The sequence below is a fragment of the Emticicia aquatica genome (assembly GCF_923079645.1).
Lineage (GTDB): Bacteria > Bacteroidota > Bacteroidia > Cytophagales > Spirosomataceae > Emticicia > Emticicia aquatica.
In genome coordinates this window covers 969,688-991,823 of the sequence record NZ_CAKLPY010000001.1, presented here as the reverse complement: position 1 = coordinate 991,823, position 22,136 = coordinate 969,688, and the positions used below count along the sequence as shown (strand labels likewise).

Annotated in this window: 19 protein-coding genes; 7 read left to right on the top strand and 12 right to left on the bottom strand. The window is 34.8% G+C overall.

From position 1 onward, the window contains the following. Positions 1 to 4: 4 nt before the first annotated feature. The 7 genes from MJQ71_RS04305 to sufD all read left to right on the top strand — a co-directional run bounded on the left by MJQ71_RS04305 (position 5) and on the right by sufD (position 7,101). The gene (locus MJQ71_RS04305; protein ID WP_238804801.1) at positions 5 to 1,975 is read left to right on the top strand and encodes a tetratricopeptide repeat-containing sensor histidine kinase; all 1,971 of its coding nucleotides are present in this window, start codon (positions 5 to 7) and stop codon (positions 1,973 to 1,975) included. Positions 1,976 to 2,032: 57 nt separating this feature from the next. Then, positions 2,033 to 2,836, top strand: coding sequence for a hypothetical protein (locus MJQ71_RS04300; RefSeq protein WP_238804799.1), 804 nt, complete (start codon positions 2,033 to 2,035; stop codon positions 2,834 to 2,836). Between the two features lie 129 nt (positions 2,837 to 2,965). Beyond that, positions 2,966 to 3,340, top strand: coding sequence for a response regulator (locus MJQ71_RS04295; RefSeq protein WP_238804797.1), 375 nt, complete (start codon positions 2,966 to 2,968; stop codon positions 3,338 to 3,340). Then, positions 3,337 to 4,383, top strand: coding sequence for an adenylate/guanylate cyclase domain-containing protein (locus tag MJQ71_RS04290; RefSeq protein ID WP_238804795.1), 1,047 nt, complete (start codon positions 3,337 to 3,339; stop codon positions 4,381 to 4,383). The genes MJQ71_RS04295 and MJQ71_RS04290 overlap by 4 nt, the downstream gene beginning before the upstream one ends. Positions 4,384 to 4,560: 177 nt before the next feature. Continuing rightward, positions 4,561 to 5,325, top strand: a complete 765-nt coding sequence (gene sufC, locus MJQ71_RS04285; protein ID WP_238804792.1) for a Fe-S cluster assembly ATPase SufC — start codon at positions 4,561 to 4,563, stop codon at positions 5,323 to 5,325. A gap of 21 nt (positions 5,326 to 5,346) precedes the next feature. After that, complete coding sequence (locus MJQ71_RS04280) at positions 5,347 to 5,733, top strand: RidA family protein (protein ID WP_238804790.1); 387 nt, start codon at positions 5,347 to 5,349, stop codon at positions 5,731 to 5,733. A 42-nt stretch (positions 5,734 to 5,775) separates the two neighbouring features. Next, positions 5,776 to 7,101, top strand: a complete 1,326-nt coding sequence (sufD, locus tag MJQ71_RS04275; protein WP_238804788.1) for a Fe-S cluster assembly protein SufD — start codon at positions 5,776 to 5,778, stop codon at positions 7,099 to 7,101. Between the two features lie 66 nt (positions 7,102 to 7,167). Here sufD and deoC read toward each other — a convergent pair whose 3' ends face one another. The 12 genes from deoC to cobA form a co-directional block, all read right to left on the bottom strand. Further along, positions 7,168 to 7,839 carry a deoxyribose-phosphate aldolase gene (gene deoC / locus MJQ71_RS04270; RefSeq protein ID WP_238804786.1) on the bottom strand — a complete coding sequence of 224 codons (672 nt, stop codon included), beginning with the start codon at positions 7,837 to 7,839 and terminating at the stop codon, positions 7,168 to 7,170. A 10-nt stretch (positions 7,840 to 7,849) separates the two neighbouring features. Beyond that, a complete protein-coding gene (locus MJQ71_RS04265; RefSeq protein WP_238804784.1) occupies positions 7,850 to 8,752 on the bottom strand; it encodes a histone deacetylase family protein in 903 nt (300 codons plus the stop codon). Positions 8,753 to 8,758: 6 nt separating this feature from the next. After that, positions 8,759 to 9,169 carry a DoxX family protein gene (locus MJQ71_RS04260; RefSeq protein WP_238804782.1) on the bottom strand — a complete coding sequence of 137 codons (411 nt, stop codon included), beginning with the start codon at positions 9,167 to 9,169 and terminating at the stop codon, positions 8,759 to 8,761. 18 nt (positions 9,170 to 9,187) lie between these two features. After that, a complete protein-coding gene (locus MJQ71_RS04255; protein WP_238804780.1) occupies positions 9,188 to 9,424 on the bottom strand; it encodes a DUF4834 family protein in 237 nt (78 codons plus the stop codon). A gap of 102 nt (positions 9,425 to 9,526) precedes the next feature. Beyond that, positions 9,527 to 10,783, bottom strand: coding sequence for a TlpA family protein disulfide reductase (locus MJQ71_RS04250; RefSeq protein WP_238804778.1), 1,257 nt, complete (start codon positions 10,781 to 10,783; stop codon positions 9,527 to 9,529). A 123-nt stretch (positions 10,784 to 10,906) separates the two neighbouring features. Beyond that, positions 10,907 to 12,379, bottom strand: coding sequence for a rubredoxin domain-containing protein (locus tag MJQ71_RS04245; RefSeq protein WP_238804776.1), 1,473 nt, complete (start codon positions 12,377 to 12,379; stop codon positions 10,907 to 10,909). Positions 12,380 to 12,404: 25 nt separating this feature from the next. Next, positions 12,405 to 15,926 (bottom strand): nitrate reductase, encoded by a 3,522-nt coding sequence (locus MJQ71_RS04240; protein WP_238804774.1) that lies wholly within the window; start codon positions 15,924 to 15,926, stop codon positions 12,405 to 12,407. Between the two features lie 47 nt (positions 15,927 to 15,973). Then, positions 15,974 to 16,825, bottom strand: a complete 852-nt coding sequence (locus MJQ71_RS04235) for an ABC transporter ATP-binding protein (RefSeq protein ID WP_238804772.1) — start codon at positions 16,823 to 16,825, stop codon at positions 15,974 to 15,976. After that, a complete protein-coding gene (gene ntrB, locus MJQ71_RS04230; protein WP_238804770.1) occupies positions 16,812 to 17,600 on the bottom strand; it encodes a nitrate ABC transporter permease in 789 nt (262 codons plus the stop codon). The genes MJQ71_RS04235 and ntrB overlap by 14 nt, the downstream gene beginning before the upstream one ends. Positions 17,601 to 17,666: 66 nt before the next feature. After that, positions 17,667 to 18,869, bottom strand: coding sequence for a CmpA/NrtA family ABC transporter substrate-binding protein (locus MJQ71_RS04225; protein WP_238804768.1), 1,203 nt, complete (start codon positions 18,867 to 18,869; stop codon positions 17,667 to 17,669). Positions 18,870 to 18,938: 69 nt separating this feature from the next. Next, positions 18,939 to 20,492, bottom strand: a complete 1,554-nt coding sequence (locus MJQ71_RS04220) for an alginate export family protein (RefSeq protein WP_238804766.1) — start codon at positions 20,490 to 20,492, stop codon at positions 18,939 to 18,941. A gap of 658 nt (positions 20,493 to 21,150) precedes the next feature. Continuing rightward, a complete protein-coding gene (cobA, locus tag MJQ71_RS04215) occupies positions 21,151 to 21,903 on the bottom strand; it encodes a uroporphyrinogen-III C-methyltransferase (protein WP_238804764.1) in 753 nt (250 codons plus the stop codon). Positions 21,904 to 22,136: the final 233 nt, after the last annotated feature.

The following is a 22,136-nucleotide window of genomic DNA, read 5'->3' as shown; positions in this document are numbered from 1 at the left end:
ATCATTGGCAACAAAAATAGCTTTTGCTCAACCGTCAAACCCAACCGTTGGCGATAGCTTAAAGCGAGTTTTGAGCAAGCAAGCAAATGATACGACCAAAGTTTTGATTTTGGAAAAATTGACTGGATTTTATACAAATATTAATCCAATTTTGGCACTTCGCTATGGCCGTGATGCGTGGATACTCGCTAGTAAACTACGGTACGACAAAGGAAAAATTCTTTCTGCCATTTCATCAGCTCAAATTATGCTTGGCACTTCTGATTATTCTGAAGCACTTTTTAAACTTACTGAAGCGAAGTTTTTGAGTGAAAAAAATAATATGCCAAAAGAATTAACAACTATCAACTTAAAATTTGCTTTACTTTATACGAATCGAAAACAATTCAAAACTGCCTTAGAATATTTATCAAAAGCTAAGAAAATTCAAGATTCATTGCATATTTCAGCTAGTGAAATGCCATTGAATCTGACTTCGGGTTTTGTGTATAAAGACATGAAAAAAAATGATTCAGCACTTTATTTTTTCAAAAATGCTTATAAATATTCGCTCAAAAACAATTTGACATTTCAATTACCAACGATTACTTATTACATTGGCAGCTCATTTTGGGAATTAAAACAAAAGGATTCGGCATTATTTTATTTTCGAAAAAGTCTTTCTTTAAAAGCAGCATTTAATGAAGGTCGAGTATTTTATGGCCTAGCATCTATTTTTAAAGCTACTAATCAAACAGATTCTTCCATCTTTTACGCAAAAAAAGCTTTAATTCATTCACACCAAAATAACCATCTTCAAACAGCTATCTTTTCGGCTCAACTGCTTTCTGAAATTTATGAAAAAAAGAATGATTTGAAAGAATCATTGCATTACTATAAAATTACAACAGCAGATAAAGATAGCCTTTTTAGTCAAGAACAGGTGCGACAAATTGAGCGTTTGGCTTATGAAGAACAAGAAAGAGAGTCACAAGTGCAACGTAAAGTTGAAGTGCATCAAAAAGCGTTGGAAAGTGAAATAAAAATTTACGCACTTTTGGTGCTACTCATTATGGTTTTGATTGTGGTATTTTTCCTTTATCGAAACAATAAAAACAAGCATCGTGCAAATCATTTATTGCATATTCAAAAGGAAGAAATTGATACGCAAAGAGATAAAGCAGAAAAAGCACTTCACGACCTAAAAACTACGCAAGTGCAATTAATTCAATCTGAAAAACTCGCTAGTTTAGGCGAACTCACCGCTGGAATTGCCCATGAAATTCAGAATCCATTAAATTTTGTGAATAATTTCTCAGAATTAAGCATTGACATTGCAAAAGAATTGAAAGAAGAAATCGAAAAACTCGAAATTCCTGAAAAAGATAAAGTATATATAGATGAAATTATTGGTGATTTGACCCAAAATCAAGAAAAAATCAATCATCATGGTAAGCGAGCAAGTAGTATTGTAAAAGGAATGTTACAACATTCACGCACGAGTGCTGGAGAAAAAGAATTGACTGATATAAATGCACTCGCCGATGAATACATCCGATTGAGTTTTCACGGTTTAAGAGCAAAAGATAAAACTTTTAACGCCGATTTTAAGACTGATTTCGATGAAAATTTACCAAAAATCGAAGTCATTCCGCAAGAAATTGGCCGTGTCTTATTGAATTTATTTAATAATGCGTTTTATGCGTCGGCTTCGCTCAAAAATCAAGAAAATTTTAAACCAAAAGTAACCGTAAGTACGCGTTATTTGACAAATCCCTCACCAAAGGTCGAAATCCGAATTACCGACAATGGCACAGGCATGTCTTCGGCCATTAAAGCAAAAATATTTCAACCTTTTTTTACCACTAAACCCGCTGGAGAGGGAACAGGTTTAGGTCTAAGTTTGGCTTATGATATAATTACGAAAGGGCATGGTGGAACAATTGAAGTGGAAAGCACTGAGGGTCAAGGAACTACGTTTATTATCACAATATAGTCGTTTTGTAAAAACTTTATTTCATTGCTTATAAACCTTTAAATCTCATAAAAGGAAATGCCTAATTTTAAAATCAGAATCATACAGACTGTTTTAGTTTTTTTAGTTATTTCTTATACTTCTCTTGCCCAATCGAGTTTAAATATTGCTAATCTACGAGAAAGCCTCCGAGAAAAAGACGGAATTTTTCCAATCACGCAGGATAAGCTTACCAATGTAGAAAAGATGTTGGCAACTGAAGCAACAAGAACAAATACTACTTTTAAAACCATTATTTTGCCTATTTCAGAGGCAAAAAACAATATTTCCCAATTTATTAATCAAGAAAGTGGCGGAAGAAAACTGACGCATTTAGGTGTTTTTTATGGCCTTGAAACAATTGGCAATAAACATAACTTTGACCTTTCGATGTGGGGTGTAAGACTTGACCATTCGGCCACTGCAAATCTTCAAGATAAACCACTCAGGGTTTCTCCTCATGTTTTTTCTGGTAAAAATGCTTCTTTGGATAATAATATTGAAACCAAAGCCCAACTCAATAAAATGAGAAGCCATTTCAAAGAAACATTTAAGCCACTTTATGACAATCATCTCATTATTTTTGGCACATATATGCGACTAGAAAAAGTACTAGACGATTTAATTATTTTGGAAAATCAGGGTTGTGATAAATTAAGAATAACGTATGGTTTTATGAAAGCGGTTTCGCCTAATGACTACAATTGTTTTCATTTGATTTTTCGTGGAGTCAATTCAGAAACAAATACTTTGTCAACAAGTATTTTCTCAACTTTTGATGGAATGGATAGTCAGAATGAACCAAAACTAAGTTGTCCACCATTTGGCGAACCTAATTTCTGATTAACAACAAATGCCACATTAATTAAGACTGGACCAAACTTAAGGTATAAAAAATTGTAATTAAATTACCTTATATTTGAAAATGATTTGATAAATGTTTAAAAATTAGTAACCCCAAAAATATTTCCAATGAAAATATTAGTTGTAGATGATGAAGAAGATGTAAGAACCTTATTTGAACAACGCTTCCGTAGAGAAATAAAAGCGGGTGAATTTGATTTTGCATTTAGCGGTTCGGGGGAAGAAGCACTTGAATACCTTAAAGGTCAGAATTTAGAAGCGATTTTGATTTTATCAGACATCAATATGCCAGGTATGAGTGGTATCGAACTTTTGAAACAAATTCGTTCAAAATCTCCTTCTTCACCTCCAACTATTATGATGATAACAGCTTATGGCGACGTGGAAAGTCATGACCAAGCCATGAATTTAGGAGCAAATGATTTCTTGACAAAACCGTTAGATTTTACTGAACTCAAACAAAAACTCAAAAGCTCTTTATGAACGCCAAAATAATGGTTGTTGATGATGAGGCTGATTTAGAAATCCTCATCAAACAAAAATTCCGCCGACAAATACGAGAAAAAACTTACGAATTTTGCTTCGCTCAAAACGGAGCTGAAGCCCTACGTTTGCTGCACAATAGCCCTGATATTGATATGGTTTTGAGCGACATCAACATGCCAGAAATGGATGGATTGACGCTACTAACTAAACTTTCTGAACAAAATCCTTTGCTCAAATCAGTGATAGTTTCTGCGTATGGTGATATGGATAATATTCGTTTGGCAATGAATCGTGGGGCATTTGATTTTCTGTGCAAACCAATCAATTTTGAGGATTTAGAATTGACAGTCGAGAAAACGCTCAGGCACGTGATTCAGATTCGAGAAACTTTGCAGGCAATCAAAGAAAATAATATTTTGAAAATGTATGTCGATGAAAACGTTCTAAAGTTTATGGGCAGCCATGAATTTGAATCATCGCTTACAGCTAACGAAACGATTGAAGCAACCATTGTTTTTATTGATATTTGTGGCTTTACGTCTATTTCCGAAAAAGAAGCTCCTGACACTGTTGTCAACTTAATTAACAAATATTTTGATGCAATGGTCAAAGAAATTATGGAGCAAGGCGGACACATTGATAAATTTATGGGCGATGCAGTAATGGCTGTTTTTAAAGGTGAATATCATCTCGACCGTGCCATTGAAGCTGCCTTAGCAGTAAGAACAAAAATAGATTCAATCGAAGAAAGTTTACCAAGTCATATTACATATTTACCAAAAGTTTCTATCGGAATTAATACAGGAGAAGTCATTTCTGGAAATATTGGTTCGGCTTCACTCAGACGACTAGATTATACCGTTATCGGGGATGTTGTAAATACAGCCCAAAGACTTCAATCTGCGGCCAAACCAAGCCAAATTCTACTGAGCGAAGAAGCCTACATGATTGTTAAAGAATCATTTACTTGTCAAGAAGTTGGCGAGATAAATCTCAAAAATAAGGCACTTGCAGTTAAGGTTTATGAAGTAGTTTCTTAGAAAAGTACAAAAAAAATACAGTTTTTCTTACAAACGCGGAACAACTAATCATTATTTAGAGTTATTATAGATAAAGAATAGCATCTTGGCTATTTTGATTGTATCTTTGTAAATTAATTACAACACGAAAACCCTTTCGTGAGTCGCTAAACAGTTTATAACACGCAAAAGAATAAAATGCTTACTATCAGTAATTTACACGCCAGAATAGAGGAAAAAGAAATATTACGTGGAATCAATTTAGAGATAAAACCAGGTGAAGTTCACGCAATTATGGGTCCAAATGGTTCTGGAAAAAGCACCTTAGCATCGGTCTTGGCTGGTCGTGAAGACTACGAAGTTACCGATGGTTCTGTTACATTCAATGGTAAAGATTTACTTGATTTAGCTCCTGAAAAACGTGCTGCTGAAGGAATTTTCTTAGCATTTCAATACCCAGTTGAAATTCCAGGAGTAACTACCATTAACTTCTTAAAAACTGCTCTCAATGAAATCAGAAAATACCACGGTCAAGAACCACTTGATGCCGCTCAATTTTTGAAAAGAATGAGAGAAAAAGCAAAATTAGTAAAAATTGATGATGCTCTTCTGAAACGCTCTCTCAATGAAGGTTTTTCGGGTGGAGAAAAAAAACGCAATGAAATTTTTCAAATGGCAATGCTTGAGCCAAGTTTAGGAATATTAGACGAAACTGACTCTGGCCTTGATATTGATGCTCTTCGCATTGTGGCTGAAGGTGTAAACCAATTGCGTAACGAAAATCGTTCTTTCATCGTCGTAACTCACTATCAGCGTTTATTAGATTACATCGTTCCAGACTTTGTTCACGTACTTTATAAAGGTCGTATCGTAAAATCTGGCACAAAAGAATTGGCTCTTGAACTGGAAGAAAAAGGCTACGATTGGATTAAAAATGAAGTGGATGCTTTAGAAGTAGCCTAAGTTTTTTAATGCTGTTGTGATATGAATAAAATCCAAGTTTCTGATAGTCCAAAACCTGTTGGGCATTACTCGCAAGCAATTGTTAGTAATGGATTTTTGTTTACTTCTGGGATTTTACCAATAAAAATCAAATCATCAGAAAAACTACCGATTGAATCAAGTATTGAACAACAATTGGCAGTAGTTTTTGATAATTTAACGCAGATTTTACAAGAAATAGGTTTAGACGCTAATCATGTTGTAAAAACAACCGTTTACATTTCAAGCGGAGAATATTGGGGCATTGTCAATGAACTTTATGCTGCTTTTTTTGGTGAACACCGACCAGCACGTTCAATAATACCAGTCAATGAATTACATTTTGGGTACAAAATAGAGTTAGAAGCCATTGCGGAAGTTCCGAAATAGCCAATAAACTTTTCAAAAAAAGATTATAGATAATTTTGAGTAATGAATTCCATAGAAAATAAAGATAGTTTAAAAGCACATTTAATAGCTGATTTTCAGTTATCACAGGCAATTTTGAATGGAAAAAGCACTATGCCCATTCATCAAGTGCGTAGTGAAGCCATGAAAAACTTCGATAAATTGGGTTTTCCAACCATTCGCCACGAAGAATGGAAGTACTCGAATGTGAGTAATTTAATTAAACAAACATTCGATTTTCATACAAAAACCGATTTTAATAAATCTGACCTCGAACAAATTCCATTACCACACCTCAATGGCAATGTTTTGTATTTTATCAATGGAGTTTATAATGCTGAGATTTCAGAAATTTCCACTCCTGAAGATAAACTTAAAGTAATTCCTTTTTCTGAAGCTCTTGCACAACAACCAGAGCTTATTGAAGGTTATTTCGGAAAATATGCTAACTACCAAACAGATGCTTTCACAGCTCTCAACACCGCCCTTTCAAATGATGGTGTAGTTGTACAAGTAGCTGATAATAAAGTAGTTGAAGAGCCAATTATAATTCGTTTTATTTCAGATGCTCGTGTGGCAAATGTGGGTTCACAGCCTCGAAACCTGATTATTGTTGGTAAAAACTCTCAAGTAAAAATTGCTGAAGCGTATCGTACCGTTGGCGATGAAGCAGCTTTTGTAAATACTGTTACTGAAATCATCGTTGGAGAATCGGCAATGGTTGATTATTATAAAGTACAAAATGAGAGTGATAAATCATACCATATCGGAACAACACAAGTTTATCAAAAGGGGCGTAGCTACTTTTATGCAGCAACCGCCACTTTGAATGGTGGGTTTGTTAGAAACAACCTCAATGTAGTTTTAGATGGCGAACATATAGAAAGCCATTTGTATGGTTTATACGTACCAAATGGCAAACAACACATTGATAATCATACTTTAGTTGACCATCAAAAACCAAATTGCGAAAGCAACGAGCTCTATAAAGGTATCTTGATGGATAAATCCACTGGTGTTTTCAATGGCAAAATTTTCGTAAGAGAAGATGCTCAAAAAACAAATGCTTATCAAAATTGTAGAAATGTAGTTACGTCTGACGAAGCTACTATGAATACAAAACCGCAATTGGAAATTTGGGCAGATGACGTAAAATGTTCTCATGGAACAACAACAGGTCAACTCAACGACGAAGCAATATTTTATATGCAATCACGAGGAATTCCGAAAAAAGAAGCGATTCGCTTACAACTTTTGGCATTTGCCCAAGATGTTGTCACTCAAATCAAAATTGATTCAATTAGGGAATATATTGAAGCGTTGATTCTTGAAAAATTAGAAGCAGCTTGATTTTTAAATTTAATTTGGTAAAAAAAGGTTTTATGAATAATTTCATAAAACCTTTTTTATTGAACACTAATAAGCACTGTATCCAACTCCCCCACTTACAATTGACACGCCTGAGGAAGTTCCAATTCGTGTTGCTCCAGCTTCAATCAATGAAATTGCTTGCTCGTAAGTCTGAATTCCTCCCGATGCTTTGATTTGAATATTGTTTGGCAAAATTTCTCGCATCAATTTTACTTGTTCCAAATCTGCACCTTTTGTAGCAAAACCAGTAGAAGTTTTCACAAAATCTATACCAGCTTCTACACATATTTCGCAAGCAATGCGAATATCAAAAATATCTAAATAAGCCGTTTCAATAATGACTTTCAACAAAGCATTTTGATTGTGTGCCAGATTTACCAAATTGCTTATTTCATTCTTAACAGTTTCATAAGCCATTGATTTAAAAGCACTTATATTCATGACAACATCTAACTCATCTGCTCCATCTTTTAGGGCATTTTGGCATTCTGCCATTTTCACTTCTGCTGTTTGGAATCCCAAAGGGAAACCAATAACTGTACAAACTTTTGCATCGCTATAAGCCAATAACTCTTTAACAAAAGCGACATAATAAGGCGGTACACAAGCAGAATAGAAACTATTTTGATAAATTTCTTCGCATAGTTTTCTAAAATCCATTTCAGTTGCAGTCGGTTTTAGAAGTGTATGGTCAATATATTTTGATAAATTAATCATGTTTTTTTAATTAAAAGTACATTTTTTCTGCCAAACGAAAAGTATTACAATGGGCTTCAACGATGTCAGCGATGCGGGGAGAATAGCCCCCTCCCATTACAACTACTACTGAAATTTTATATTTAATAGCCTGTTCAAAAACAAATTCATCACGACGACGGCAAGCTTCCATTGAAATATTTAGTTTACCTAATTTATCCGAAGCAAGAATATCAACGCCTGAAATATAAAAGATAAATTGCGGTTTTTCTCGTTCAATTAATCGAGGTAAATTTTCATAAAGTAAACTCAAATAATACTCATCACCACAATTGGTTGGAAGTTCAATATCTAAATCTGAGGCTTCTTTTTTCAATGGATAATTTTCCTTTCCGTGCATCGAAAAAGTAAAAACTCGCCGTTCATCCTTAAAAATAACGGCTGTCCCATTACCTTGATGAACATCTAAATCAACCACTAAAATCTTATTAACTAGCTGATTTTCAAGCAAATAATATGAAGCAACCGCCACATCATTCAATAAACAGAAACCTTCACCTTTATCGGCATAAGCGTGGTGGGTTCCTCCTGCAATATTCATTGAAATGCCATATTCTAAAGCAAAAATACTACAATCAATTGTTCCTTGAGTAATAATCAGTTCACGCTTCACGAGCATTTCTGAGATTGGAAAACCAATGCGGCGTTCCATTTTTGGGTCAATACTGAGCTTTAATAAATCGTGGAAATACTGGTGTTCATGTACCCCTAACGCCCAATGTTCTTCAACAATACCTGGCGAAAAAAAATTGTCAGGAGTACAAGTTCCTTCGTACAATAATTGTTCAGGAATTAACTCATATTTCAGCATCGGAAAACGATGACCTTCGGGAAGTGGATGTTTATAGATTTGATTGAAGGCTATTTTTAGCATAAATGTTTATCTAAAAAGACGAGCATCAACCGAATATCTGCCCGCTCCAGTTAGAAAAATGGCAATATATGCAAACAGATACAAAAGTGCGTGTTCTTTGTCACTTAAAGGGTCTTGACCATGAATTGAGAAAGCGATAATTGTCGTGCAGCCAATCAGAATAATCAAAGCTGGTCGAGTAAACAAGCCTAAAAGTAGCAAAATTGAGCAGAATAATTCTGCAAAAATGGTTAATCCGTGTGAAATGATTGGTGAAACGTGTAACGGGTCAGGGAAATCATGATTTCCTGCTAAAAACTCTTGGAGTTTATCAAAGCCGTGTGGTATCATCAAGAAGGCTAAACCAAGTCGTAAAACTAAAATTGCGATACTTACTTGACTTGAATGATAGGCTGGAATTAAATATTTTTTTAACATAAGTTATCGCTCAAAAAATCATTTAACTTCCTCATAATCAACATATTGACCACTATCAAATCCAGTATTTTTATTACTTGTTTTAGTGGTTTTAACTTTTATCTCACCTTCTTTTCCACGCTCTTTTTCCATGAAGTCATTGTAGCGTTTTTGCTGTTTTGCTATTTGATTTCCTACCAAAATATTAAACAAAAAAGTACGGATAGCTGGCACAAAAGCTATTAAAAGAAATATTATCAGAATGTATTTAAACATGGTATTTTATCCCAAAGGGAGTTTTAAAACGTAAAAATTAACACAAATTTATCTTTTTGTATCAATACTATAAACAAAATTTTAAAAATAAAATTCAACCAATTATTCAATCAATTTAAATAATAAATCTAAGGTTTCAGGATTACTGGGACGAGGAGCATCTGGACGAACAATTGTGCCGTTTTTATCAATAATCATGTAACGAGGAATACTATTGATTTGGTATTTTTGACTAACACCAGAGCCAAATCCACCATTTGAAATCCCATGGTCGCCATTGTTCAATTTTAAATTATCAACTGCATTTTTCCAGTTATTTGGGTCTTCATCAATAGAAACATACAAAAAAACTATATTTTTCTTTTGTTTTTCTGTAAAACCATCGTGCATTTTCTTAGAAAAAGGAAATTCCTGACGACATGGCCCGCACCAGCTTGCCCAAAAATCAACATAAATTACTTTGCCTTTGTATTTGGCAAAATTAAATTGTTTACCATCAAGTCCATATAAAACAGGATAATCGCCTGAGCCAAGCGGTAGTTTATCTTTATTGTCATCTTTCTTTTTGGCAATTTCTTCTTTTTTATTAAGCGTTTCTTTGCAATGTAACAACAGCATTTTGCGGTAACTATCCGCAGCAATTTGACTTATCCAAAATTTGGCTGACGATGCAGAAAGTCTCTCACAATTATCGTGAATTAGTTTTGTTAATGTGTAATCTAAAACTTTACCTTTTAAATATTTTTGGGCTATATTACCTTTATCAGTAATTGCTTTTACTTGGTCTGCATATTTTACAAATTTTTGGTCTTGTGAATTAAAATATGTTACAAAAAAAGGTAAAAAATTACGATAACTTTCTGATAATAAGGCAGTTTCATCATTTACTTTTGTAGGGTCTATTTCTTCGGTCATTACTGCTGGAAGTGATACTACTCTAGTAAGTTTGGTATCGAGGTTGCTGCGAATGATTGCGTATGAAAGTAACAAATGCCAATAATTCCATCGAATATTACTTTCTACTAACTTTTGAAATTCGGGTGAAAGATTTGTATAGTTTTTAAGAAAATTCAATTGATTTTTACGTTCGTCATACAATTGTATTTCCCAATCATCGACATTAGCAGTTAATAGCTGTTTATAGCGAATTTCTTTCTCGAAAGTATTAGGAAATTTTTTGTTAAATTCCGTCAAAAAAACTTGGCTTTCGGGTTTTTGTATTAGATCATTAGCTTTCTGAATTATTTCTTCATCGCCATATTGAATAAATATATCCGAACTATCGGGCTTTGAAAAAGCAATTGTTTGTGCAAAAGAAAAGACTGGAAAAAGAAATAAAAATAAGAAATGCTTCAACATAGTTTTGTTTATTAATTATCGCTTACAAAACTAACGAAAATCTGTGCTTGATTATTAATTTAAAACGAAAAATCCTACAGGGATACAAAAACCTTACAGGATTGATTTAATCAGCAATAATAATTACATATTCATCCATTCAATTTTCACTTCAATGGCTTTAAAATCTTTTTTCTCTGCTTCGCAAGTTGGGCAAATATAACTTGTTGGAAGCTTTGAAAAAGGTATTCCCGCAGGAATATTATTAACTAAATCGCCAAAGTCAGCATCATAAATGGTAAAGCAGTGTTTGCATTGATGTACTTTTTTAGTACTCGGACGCTCTACTTCTGTTTCTTTATGGTCATCACGTAAACCTGCTGTTTTAATGGCATTTTCGGCAATCATTTTGTTGTATTTCAATACATTTCGGCGTAATTGTTCAGCCAAATTAAATCGTAAAATACTCTTCTCAAAGTATTTTTTGGTTCGACCGTTCGGATTAAAATCTTCGGTATAAGAAATATCATAAACAAAATAAAAAGGAATAAAATTAAACAATTTAAAACGTCTTCTTTGAACCATAATTGACGCATAAACTTCCGTTTTTGGACGAGTTTTTATGCCAAAACAAAGTCCAAAAGTTCGTAAATCTTGTTTGTCAAAAGCTTCAACTAAGCTTAGTTTTAGTTGTAAGGCTTCATCAGAATCATCTTCAACTTGCCAGTTTAATTCATTGGCAGCGTGACGTACATTGATATTGAATTCGGACAAAATGTTGCTCCACTTTCCTCTATTTACTTCATCAATACCTTTGATTATCAATGATTTAAAAGGTGTTAGACAAATTTCACCAATTTTAGTTTCTTGACATAATTCACATAGTTTTATCAAAAATTTCACAGAAAAAAACTCATTTCTACGATAAATTCCGAGCCAAGTTTTTTTACCGTAACGATTAAAACCTTCGTAATAAGGCAACGTAAAATTGGCAGGTTCGAGTTCGTTTTCTTTGGGTAATGAAATTAATGTTGGAACTGTTAAAAACAACTGTTCGATGTCTTCCAAATACGGATTTTCATTGCTTAAAATCCGTTCTTCGAGTTGCTTGCAAAGCTTCGGTATTTCATTTGAAAAAATAAGCTTGTCAAAACTAAAGACTTTGTTAGTTTTTGGTAACCTGATATATAAATACCAAAAATTTGGATTTTCTGAAGCTATAAAGTTGAGGTGTCCTGAAAAATAAGGTGTAAAACTCTGTTGATTATCTGAAAGATTAATTTTTAGCAAAGATTTATAGTCGAATAAATCAAGAATATCTTTATAAATACCTTCTGTAAGCCAGTTGCCTTTTTGAAAAACCTCCTCTGCAACATACGAACTAATAATGTTTGGAAATTCGTTACTATCTGATTGAAAATCAATACTTTGCAAAATCATTTTTTGCTCGAAAGTTCGGGCAAAAGGATGCAGTAAATGTAGAATTAACTGTTGACGAAGCCCAAAACGAACTTCATGAACTTGTGATTCTTGAGCCGCTAACAAAATATTTTTTAATTCACCAGGCGAGGCAATACCGCCCTTGAAATTTACTCGAATGGTGTAAAAATCTTTCATGTTCTCATTTTTTTAATGATAATATCTAAACCGCCACCAAAGTATCCTTTCCAATGTTTTCCAAAATCATTCTAACTTCGGGTCGGCAACTTCCGCAACCTGTTCCCGCCCCTGTTTTTAGGCAAATTTGAGCAAAATCTGTACAACCCTCTTTAATGGCTTTTTCCAAATTTCCTTTCCCAACATTGTTGCATGAACAAACTAATTTACCTAAAACTGGTTCTGAAATTTTTCCCGAACGCAATAATGCCAAGCGTTTTTCGGATAATTCGATACCGTTAGCAATCAAATCTCTAAATTCTAAAAACTCTGATTTATCACCAATAAGGATTGCACCAACGAGTCTGTCGTTATAAATAATACATTTTTTATAGTAATGCTTAGCTTTATCAATAAATGTAACTTCCTCATAATCAGCACTTCCAGCAGGAATTTCGATGATTCCTAATGAACAAAGATTGAGTCCGTGCATTTTCAGAAGGTTCATTGAAAGACTTCCTTTATAAGGTGTAGATAAATCGCCAGCCAAGAATTTTGCTACAATTTCCGCTTGTTGCTCGGCCGCGGCCGTAATGCCCCACATTTGCTTTTTCCATTCGGCAATTTCGCCACAAGCAAAAATATCTGGGTCTGAAGTTTGCAAATAATTGTTTACTTCCACTCCTCGATTACAAGCTAAGCCAGCATCACGAGCCAATTGAATTGTTGGTACAGTCCCAGCTGCAACAATTATGGCATCACAATCTAGTTTTTGACCAGACTTAAGACGAACGCCTGTTATTTTTTCTGTTCCATAGAACTGTTCAACTTCATCATTGAAATAAACTTCTATGCCACGAGCCACTATTTCTTCGTGCAAAATATCGCTACCAAGTGGGTCGAGTTGTCTATCCATAAATCGACCGATTCGTTGTACAACAGTTACATTTATATTAATTTCTCGCAATGAAGCCGCCATTTCAAGCCCTAAAAGACCACCACCTACAATGACTACATTTCTATTTTTTTTCAAAAAAGGCTGTAAAGTATCCGCATCTAATCTGCTACGCATATTAAAAATTCCAGCCATTTTAGGGAAATTTTTTGGCATAAAAGCTTGACTTCCCATACCTAAAAAAAGCTTATCGTACCTGTGTTCGTTGCCCAAATCATCTACTACAACTTTATTTTTTCTGTCGATATGATTTATACAAATGGCTTTGTGAACTCTAATATTATTTTCGATAAACTGGTCTTCACGAAGTTTTACTAATTGCTCCCACGATTGCGTACCACTGATATAATCGGGCAGCATAACACGGTTATAGAAAGGATAAATTTCTTTTGAAAAAACTTCTATATCATCGGTTTGATTGAGCTTTCTATATGCAGAAATAAAACCCAAGCCAGCAGAACCAGCCCCGATAACAATGATTTTCTCTTTTGACTTGACATATTTTGTAACTTCTACCGCTGAAAATTTAAAATCTGGTTCTTTTGAACGAGCATCCACTAAATTACTCGTTAGATTGTTGGCTCTTCCAAAATCATTTCCCAAAACTCTACCCCAGTGCATCGGCAAAAAACAAGTTCCTTGTTTTACTTCATCAGTAATTTTTGCTTTTACCTTTACATCGCCTCTTTTTCCTTTAATTTCAACAATTTCTTCTTCTAAAATATTGCGTTTTTTAGCGTCATTCGGATGAATTTCTACATACGGAATCGGCAAATGTTGATTCAATTTGTTGACTCGTGCCGTTTTTGTCATTGTGTGCCATTGGTCACGAATTCGCCCAGTAAGCAAAATTAATGGAAAATCTTGACTCAATTTTTCAGAAAGATTTTCGTCAGGAACAGCATGAATTTTAGCTCGTTTGTTGGGCGTATAAAACTCGCCATTCTGGAAAAGACGCTTAGTACCGATACTCGACTTAACTTTCTCTTCAGCATTTGTATACGGCCATTGAATGGTTTTTTCTTTCAACAATTCGTAGCTAACGCCTGTAATATCAATGTTTGTACCTTTGGTAGTTTGAGTAAACTCATGATAGATTTCGCTAAAATTTTCATAAGTAAATTTTGCTCCCCAACCCATTTTTTTGGCAAATCGACAAATAATTTCAGCATCTGGAAGAGCTTCTCCTGGAGCATCAACGATTTTATTTAAGTATGAAATTCGTCTTTCAGCATTGGTCATGGTGCCTTCTTTTTCTGCCCAAGCAGCGGCAGGAAGTACTACATCAGCAAATTTTATTGTGTCAGCACGATTAGAAATATCCTGTACGACAACAAATTTAGCATTTTTCATAGCCAACTCAGCCATTCGAGAATCGGGCAAGCTCACCATCGGATTGGTACAAACAATCCAAATCGCTTTGAGTTTTCCTTCTTCCAAACTTTTAAACATTTCGGTTGCAGTTAAACCTATTTTATCAGAGATTTTGTTTCCTCCCCAAAATTCTTCCATTTCGGTTCTGTGCTGTGGATTCGCAATTTCTCGATGAGATGCCAACATATTTGCCAAACCGCCAACTTCACGCCCACCCATTGCATTGGGTTGGCCAGTGAGTGAAAAAGGTCCATTTCCAGCTTTTCCAATTTTCCCTGTAATCAAACTAAGATTGATGAGTGAAAGATTTTTGTTTACACCAATCACAGATTGGTTGAGACCCATCGTCCACATTGATAGAAAACCTTTTGCATTTGCAATTAACTTTGCAGTTTTCAAAATTGATTTTTCATCAACACCACATATTTCTGCCGATTCTGTCAGTGTTTTTTCAAAAACTTTTGTGCGATATTCTTCAAAACCATCAGTATGATTTTTCAGGAAATCATTGTCAAGCCAATCATTTTCGATTAAAATTCGCCCAATGGCATGGTTGAGTGTAACATCTGAGCCAGGATTTATTTGCAGATGTACGTCTGATGCACTCGCTGTTTGCGTACGACGTGGGTCAACTGTAATTATTTTAACATTCGGACTAGCTGCTTTGTGGGCTTCTACTCTTCGCCAAATAATTGGATGACACCAAGCGGGGTTTGCTCCTTCTACCAAAATACAATCCGATTCTTCGATATCATCATAGCAAACTGGCACTGAATCCTCGCCTAAAGAAAGCTTGTACCCAACTACTGCCGAAGACATGCACAAACGAGAATTGGTATCAATATTATTTGAGCCAATGAAGCCTTTCATCAATTTATTCCAAAGATAATATTCCTCGGTAAGACATTGTCCTGATACATAAAAGCCAACTGAATCGGGTCCATATTTATTGATAAATGTCTTGAAAATAGCGGCAGTTCGATCCAAAGTCTCATCCCAAGTGCTACGTTGCATAGGCATACTTCGATTCATTCGCATCTGTGGATATAATAAACGGTCAGATTTATCATTGACAGTATAATGCAAATTCATCCCTTTCGAGCAGAGCATCCCCTTGTTTACAGGATGCTCTTTGTCTCCTTCCACATGGATTTTCCCATTTCCTAAATCCGTTGCTACAATTCCGCACCCAACGCCACAATAGCAACAAGTGGTTTTATATTTTTTTGCCTCTTTCATTTAATTTTTAGGCTTGGAGAAGCACAGGTTTTCAAGTGTTGACACGATTAATCTTCAATTGAGAATTTATCAAATAATAAATTCAATAATCTGTCGTGAACTTCGATGTATTCTGGCAAATGAATTATGTCTTTTTTATTTCGAGGGCGAGCCAACGGAATATCAACAATTTCTTTGATTGTTGCCGCTGGACCGTTATTCATGACAACCACTCTATCTGATAAGAAAATTGCTTCTTCGATGTCATGTGTAACCATTACGATGGTTTTGTTTCTGTTGTCCAAATTCCAAAGTTTGAGCAATTCGATGTGCATTGAGCCTTTTGTGAGTGCGTCTAAAGCACCAAAGGGTTCATCTAACAATAAAATACTTGGATTAATTGAAAAGGCACGTGCGATAGCAACTCGTTGTTTCATACCGCCTGATAATTGGCTCGGAAGCTTATCTTTATGCTCCCACAAATTTACCATATTGAGATTTTTCTCAACCAATTCGATTTTTTCAGCTTTGCTCAAATGTGGTAAAACAGAATCAACCGCCTCAAAAACATTTTTATAAACCGTTAACCAAGGCAGTAAAGAGTAATTTTGAAAAACAATTCCACGGTCGGGGCCTGGTCCTGTAACGACTTTATTGTTAGCAATTACTTCGCCCGATGACGGTGAAACCATTCCTGAAATTGTATTCATCAACGTTGATTTTCCACAACCAGAGTGACCAATAATGCTAACAATTTCGCCTTTTCCAATTTCAAGATTAATATCTTTTACAGCTGTAAAAACACCCTTTCCTTTTGATTTGAATGAAACTGTTACATTCTTGATGTCGATACTTTTCTCAGTAACTATTTTATGAAATGATGACGAATCATCAATTAGAAGTTCATTATTTGCTTTCATAGCTGAATGTTTTTTGAAGTACATTAAAAATTTTGTCAAACAATAATCCTACGATTCCAATAATCAGGATGGCAGAAAGTATTTTTTCAAGACTTAAACCATTCCAAGAATCCCAAACAAAAAAACCAATTCCAACACCGCCAGAAAGCATTTCACCAGCCACAATTACTACCCAAGCAATACCAATCGACAAACGAAGTCCAGTTATGATATGTGGTAATGAAAACGGAATCAGGATTTTAGTAATGTATTTCCATCGAGAAAAACCAAATGCTTTTCCTACGTTTTTATGGTCAGCAGGAATCGTTGAAACGCCAAATGCGGTGTTGATTAAGGTTGGCCAAAGTGAAGTAATCATGATGATAAAAATCGTTGCTTGGTCGGAAGCTTTGAAGGCCAATAAACCTAATGGAAACCAAGCTAATGGAGAAACAGGACGCAAAATTTGAACGATTGGATTCAATAATTTCATGCCAATTTTTGATGAACCCATGATTAATCCTAAAGGAATTGCGACTAAACTTCCTAGTGAGAAACCAATAAAAACTCGCTTCAATGAACTCCAAAGTTGAATCCCAATTCCTTTATCATTTGGGCCATAATCATAAAATGGGTCGGCAAGCATTTCCGAAAAAACTGCCCAAGTTGCTAATGGGCCTGGAATTTCAGCTTTTGTAACGAAAGTGACCAGTTGCCAAATCGCTAAGAGGATTAGCATACTTCCGATGAAGTATAATGTCCCTGCTGGAGAATATTTTGAAAGAATATTTTTCATTTTTAATCTATTTAAAGTTCAAATTTCATTTCCCCAGCTGCAAAAAGCGGGGGAAACTGTATGATATTACTTCTTTGTTGTCGATAAATATCCTGCAATATTATTAGGGTCAAAGTTTACATCAAGTGTTGTTTTAAATGCTTGCATATCAGGCTGAACTGGTACGCTCATTTCTTTTGCCACTTCAGCAAACAAATCATCTAAGACTAATTTTTCGGAAATTCCTTTATAATCAGGAGCTGATTTTAACATCCCAAAACGAACATATTGAGCTAAAAACCACATAACATAAGATTTTTTGGGCGTTGCTACGATTCCATTATTGTAAAATGTCATGTAGTCATCTTTGTATTTCTGAACACCTAAATCGCAACCTAAATCATTAGAACCTAACAAACGAGCTTCCAAAACAGATACTGGAGCATTGACATAATATGGCTTTGATAACCAAGCTGCTGCCTTTTTTCGGTTACTCATATTATCTAACCATCTTTGTGCTTCAATGATGGCTTTCATTACTTTCTTCAAATCTTCTTTCTTATTTGTCGCAAAATCTTTGTTTACAACCAATGCTTTTTCGGGATGGTTTTTCCAAATATCTTGACTTGCAATGTGGGTAAAACCAACATTTTGAGCAACTGCTACTCCATTCCAAGGCTCGCCCACGCAAAAACCTTCCATATTGTCAACTTTCATATTGGCAACCATTTGCGGTGGTGGAATCGTGATGATACCAACCGATTTTTGATTTACACCAGATGCTGCCATCCAATTTCTCAACCAAATATCATGCGTTCCTCCTGGGAAAGTCATGGCAAATGTTACTTCTTTACGTTTCTTGATTTCTGCAATTGCTCCGTTTACTTTTTTCAAATCTTTGAAACCAACCAATCCACAAAAATCTTTAGAAAGTGTTATCGCTTGCCCATTATTGTTCAAAGTCATGGCAATTTTCATTTCTGAACCTGCCTTTCCGCCGATTCCCGTGTAAACCGACATAGGCATTGAATACAAACAATGGGCACCGTCCAATTCTCCATTTAGTACTTTATCACGGATATTTGCCCAAGATGCCTCTTTGCTTAATTCTACATTTACTCCATATTTGGCAAATAAACCCAACTCTTTTGCAGCTACCAATGGAGCACAGTCTGTCAATGGGATAAATCCTAATTTTATAACTTCGGCAGCAGGATATTTGAATGCTGAAATTGTAGCCATAAATAAAATAGCTGATACGAGTAGTAAATTTTTTCTTATGTTTTTCATATTTTCTTTGGAATGGTAAAGTCCTATTAATCTTTATAAAAGCCTTTTTATTGCTTAATTTCTAATTGATTATTGCTTGATTGCCACAGGTTTTGCATAGAAAAAGTCTGGACGAATATTGAGCATTAAATAGCACCATTGGCCAGTTTTGCGTGTTTTATCCATCGAATTTTGTTTGACGTATTCGAGGCTATTATTGCCTTTCATTACAGAATACCCTAACTCAACAGCAGTAAATTTATTTAGGGAATAATTCAAAACTAAATCGTATTCCATGCCTAATTTTGGTGATATTTTAGCATTTGCGGGTGCATCTTTTGTTTTATTTGGCGTAGCAGCTGCCAATGCAAAATAGTGTACATCAAATGTAGTTGTCAGGCGACTTGCCGCGTGTTTTACTTTGAAGAAAGCATCTTGCAAGCCTCCTGCTGGCGAACCAGTCCCCACATAAAAATAGTCCATATAACCCCAATGTTTGTGCGGAGTGCCATAAAGTGGGTCAAAACGATGGGTTTCACCTGTTTTTAAATTAAATCCATCATTACCAGATAATACTTCGTAACCTGGGCCAAAACTGAGTAAACCTTTTTGAACCATAAAATTAGCTCCATAATGATACGCTTTGCTAATGCTCAAACCATCACGATCTTTGCCAGATTGTGCATATCCGAATGCTTGCCACTGAATTTTACCTAATTTAGACGACGCATTTCCAAATTGCCCAGTAAGCATTGCTCCATAAGTTAAGCGAGAATTAACTCCCGTTTGGTCGTAACGTCTTCCATATACGTAGCCAGCAGATGCATTACCGATACTATCTATACGAAACTTTGAGAAATCGTCTTTGAAAAATAAAACAGCCAACTTAGTCTGTTTAAATTTATGACTCAAATAAGCCATTTGGAAAGACTTAAACATTTGGTTTTGGCCATTTGTGCTAGCGGCATTTGCTAAAACAGGCGTTCCTCCTTTCGTAGCTGTTGGCAAAAATCCAGTTGGAATCGCCAGTGTAACGTTTTTATTTGAAAGTGCTGAAACTGGAGCATTTCCACCAACATAGTATGTTCCGTTTGTACCAAAAGCATCAGCATTTTGATTGAAACCACCGCCAAAATCTAATGCCCAACCTAAATGTTGTGCCTTGAAAATTGCGGCATCAAAGCGGCGGCCTTGTTGCAACCAATCAAGGTTTCCGAGTAAACGAACATCGTCATAAACAAGCTCTTGACGACCAATTTTTAATGAAAGATTTTGAATCGGCTTAAATTTTACCGTTGTATCAGCCGAATTGGCCAAAACAATTTCTGCCCAAGCTTCATGTACTCCAAATTTTCCACCATCAGCATTTGAAATTGATGAAGCATCTTGCCCCCAAACTCTTACATCTTGAACCGACATACCAAATGTTACTCTATCCCACTTGTAGCCAAATGTAAGTCGTGTACGCTGTGAAGTAAAAGCCGAATACTTCGTTCCGAGTGGTGCGAGATTAGCCAAACCATCACGTACTTCTGTGCGAGTTCTGACTTGTCCTAGTAATGAAAATTGTGAAAATGATGCTTGAAAAAAAGCGATTGTGAAGAAAATTGCAAGTACAAACTTGCTAAATAGATTTTTTTTCATTTGTTTTGAATTGAATTGTGAATAAATACCTACGTTCTGCGATTCGTTAGCCGACTTTGACACCCCCATGTCAAGTCGGTTTTTGTTTGGTTCAAGGCGAAGCCCCCACTCCGACTATCTCCGATTTTTAAGCTTTTTAATGTTATTTTCTTATCATACTTTATAGTTTTTAGAAAAAATACAATAATTGAGACTTTTAATTAATTTTCCGATAGCCCCCACTATCGAAATTTTCTTTGGTTATTTGTACTTATTATTTCTTTAATTTCTTTGCTTATTCAAATGTAAAAAATAATATTTTATACTCAAAATGGTTTCCAACTTATTTTAGTCATTTTTGTCATTTTTATTGAAAATTCTTTTAAATCTGAAACTTGTTTTTAGAAAAATACAATTTTATTTTTCTAAAAACCCATTTTTTGAAACCTATATTTTCATTTTTGTTAAATTTCAAAAACCACTTACAACAATTCTATTCTTTGAAAAATATAATTATAAACACTCATTTACATCTTTCTCCAAATTCCGTTATTTCCAAATAAAAATTTTATCATCAGTTTGCGTAAACTTCAAAATTTTGTTGACCACCAAACATAAAAAATGCCATACATTATAAATTATATAAAGTATGGCAAAACATATCAACTAGGTATTTTTCTTAAAACTTCATTTCGGCAACATACGCTTCAATATATTCAGGATGTAAACGCACAACTTCACCAATGATAATAACCGCTGGATTTGTCACTTTTGATTCATTCACTTTAAGCACAATATCTTGTACTTGTCCAAAAACAGATTTCTGATTTCCAGTTGTACCACTTTGAATAATTGCAATGGGTATTTCCGATTTTCCATATTTTGTAAAAATTGCAGCAATTTCTTCTAATTTACTCATCCCCATTAATATCACCACCGTTGCCGACGATTGAGCGGCCAACTCTAGGTCTTTAGGCAAAGTTCCTTCACTCGTATGCCCCGTTACAACCCAAAAACTTCGGGCAATATCTCGGTGTGTAATTGGAATCTGAACAGCAGCAGCTACACCAATCGAACTTGATACACCAGGAATAACTTCAGTCTCGATGCCAAATGTTTTTGCATACTCCAATTCTTCATAACCCCGACCAAACACGAATGGGTCTCCACCCTTTAGGCGTACCACATGACCATATTCTAAAGCAGCCGATACAATCAAATCATTAATTTCTTCTTGCTTAAAAGAATGTTGACCTTTTCTTTTCCCAACATTCATTTTTACCGCATTTTGGGGTGCATAATCAAGCAAAGAATCATTCGCCAAGGCATCATATAATACCACATCTGCAATTTGCAATGCTCTGATACCTTTTAATGTGATGAGTTCGCTGTCGCCCGGACCTGCTCCCACGAGTGTTAGCTTGGAGTACATAAGATTTGAGTATTAATGTTTAGCTTATAAAAGGGTGGATTCAGTAGATGTAAACCCTAAAATAAAATATTACTTGTTTTTACCGAATAATATTAAGACATAAAAATAAACTCATTATTTGCCTAAACAATAAATTTACCAAAGAAAATTTTAAAATAATTTATTTTGAACAAATATTTATTAACAAAATGCAAATTGAGTAAAATTACTCAATTAACAAATAGTACAAAAGA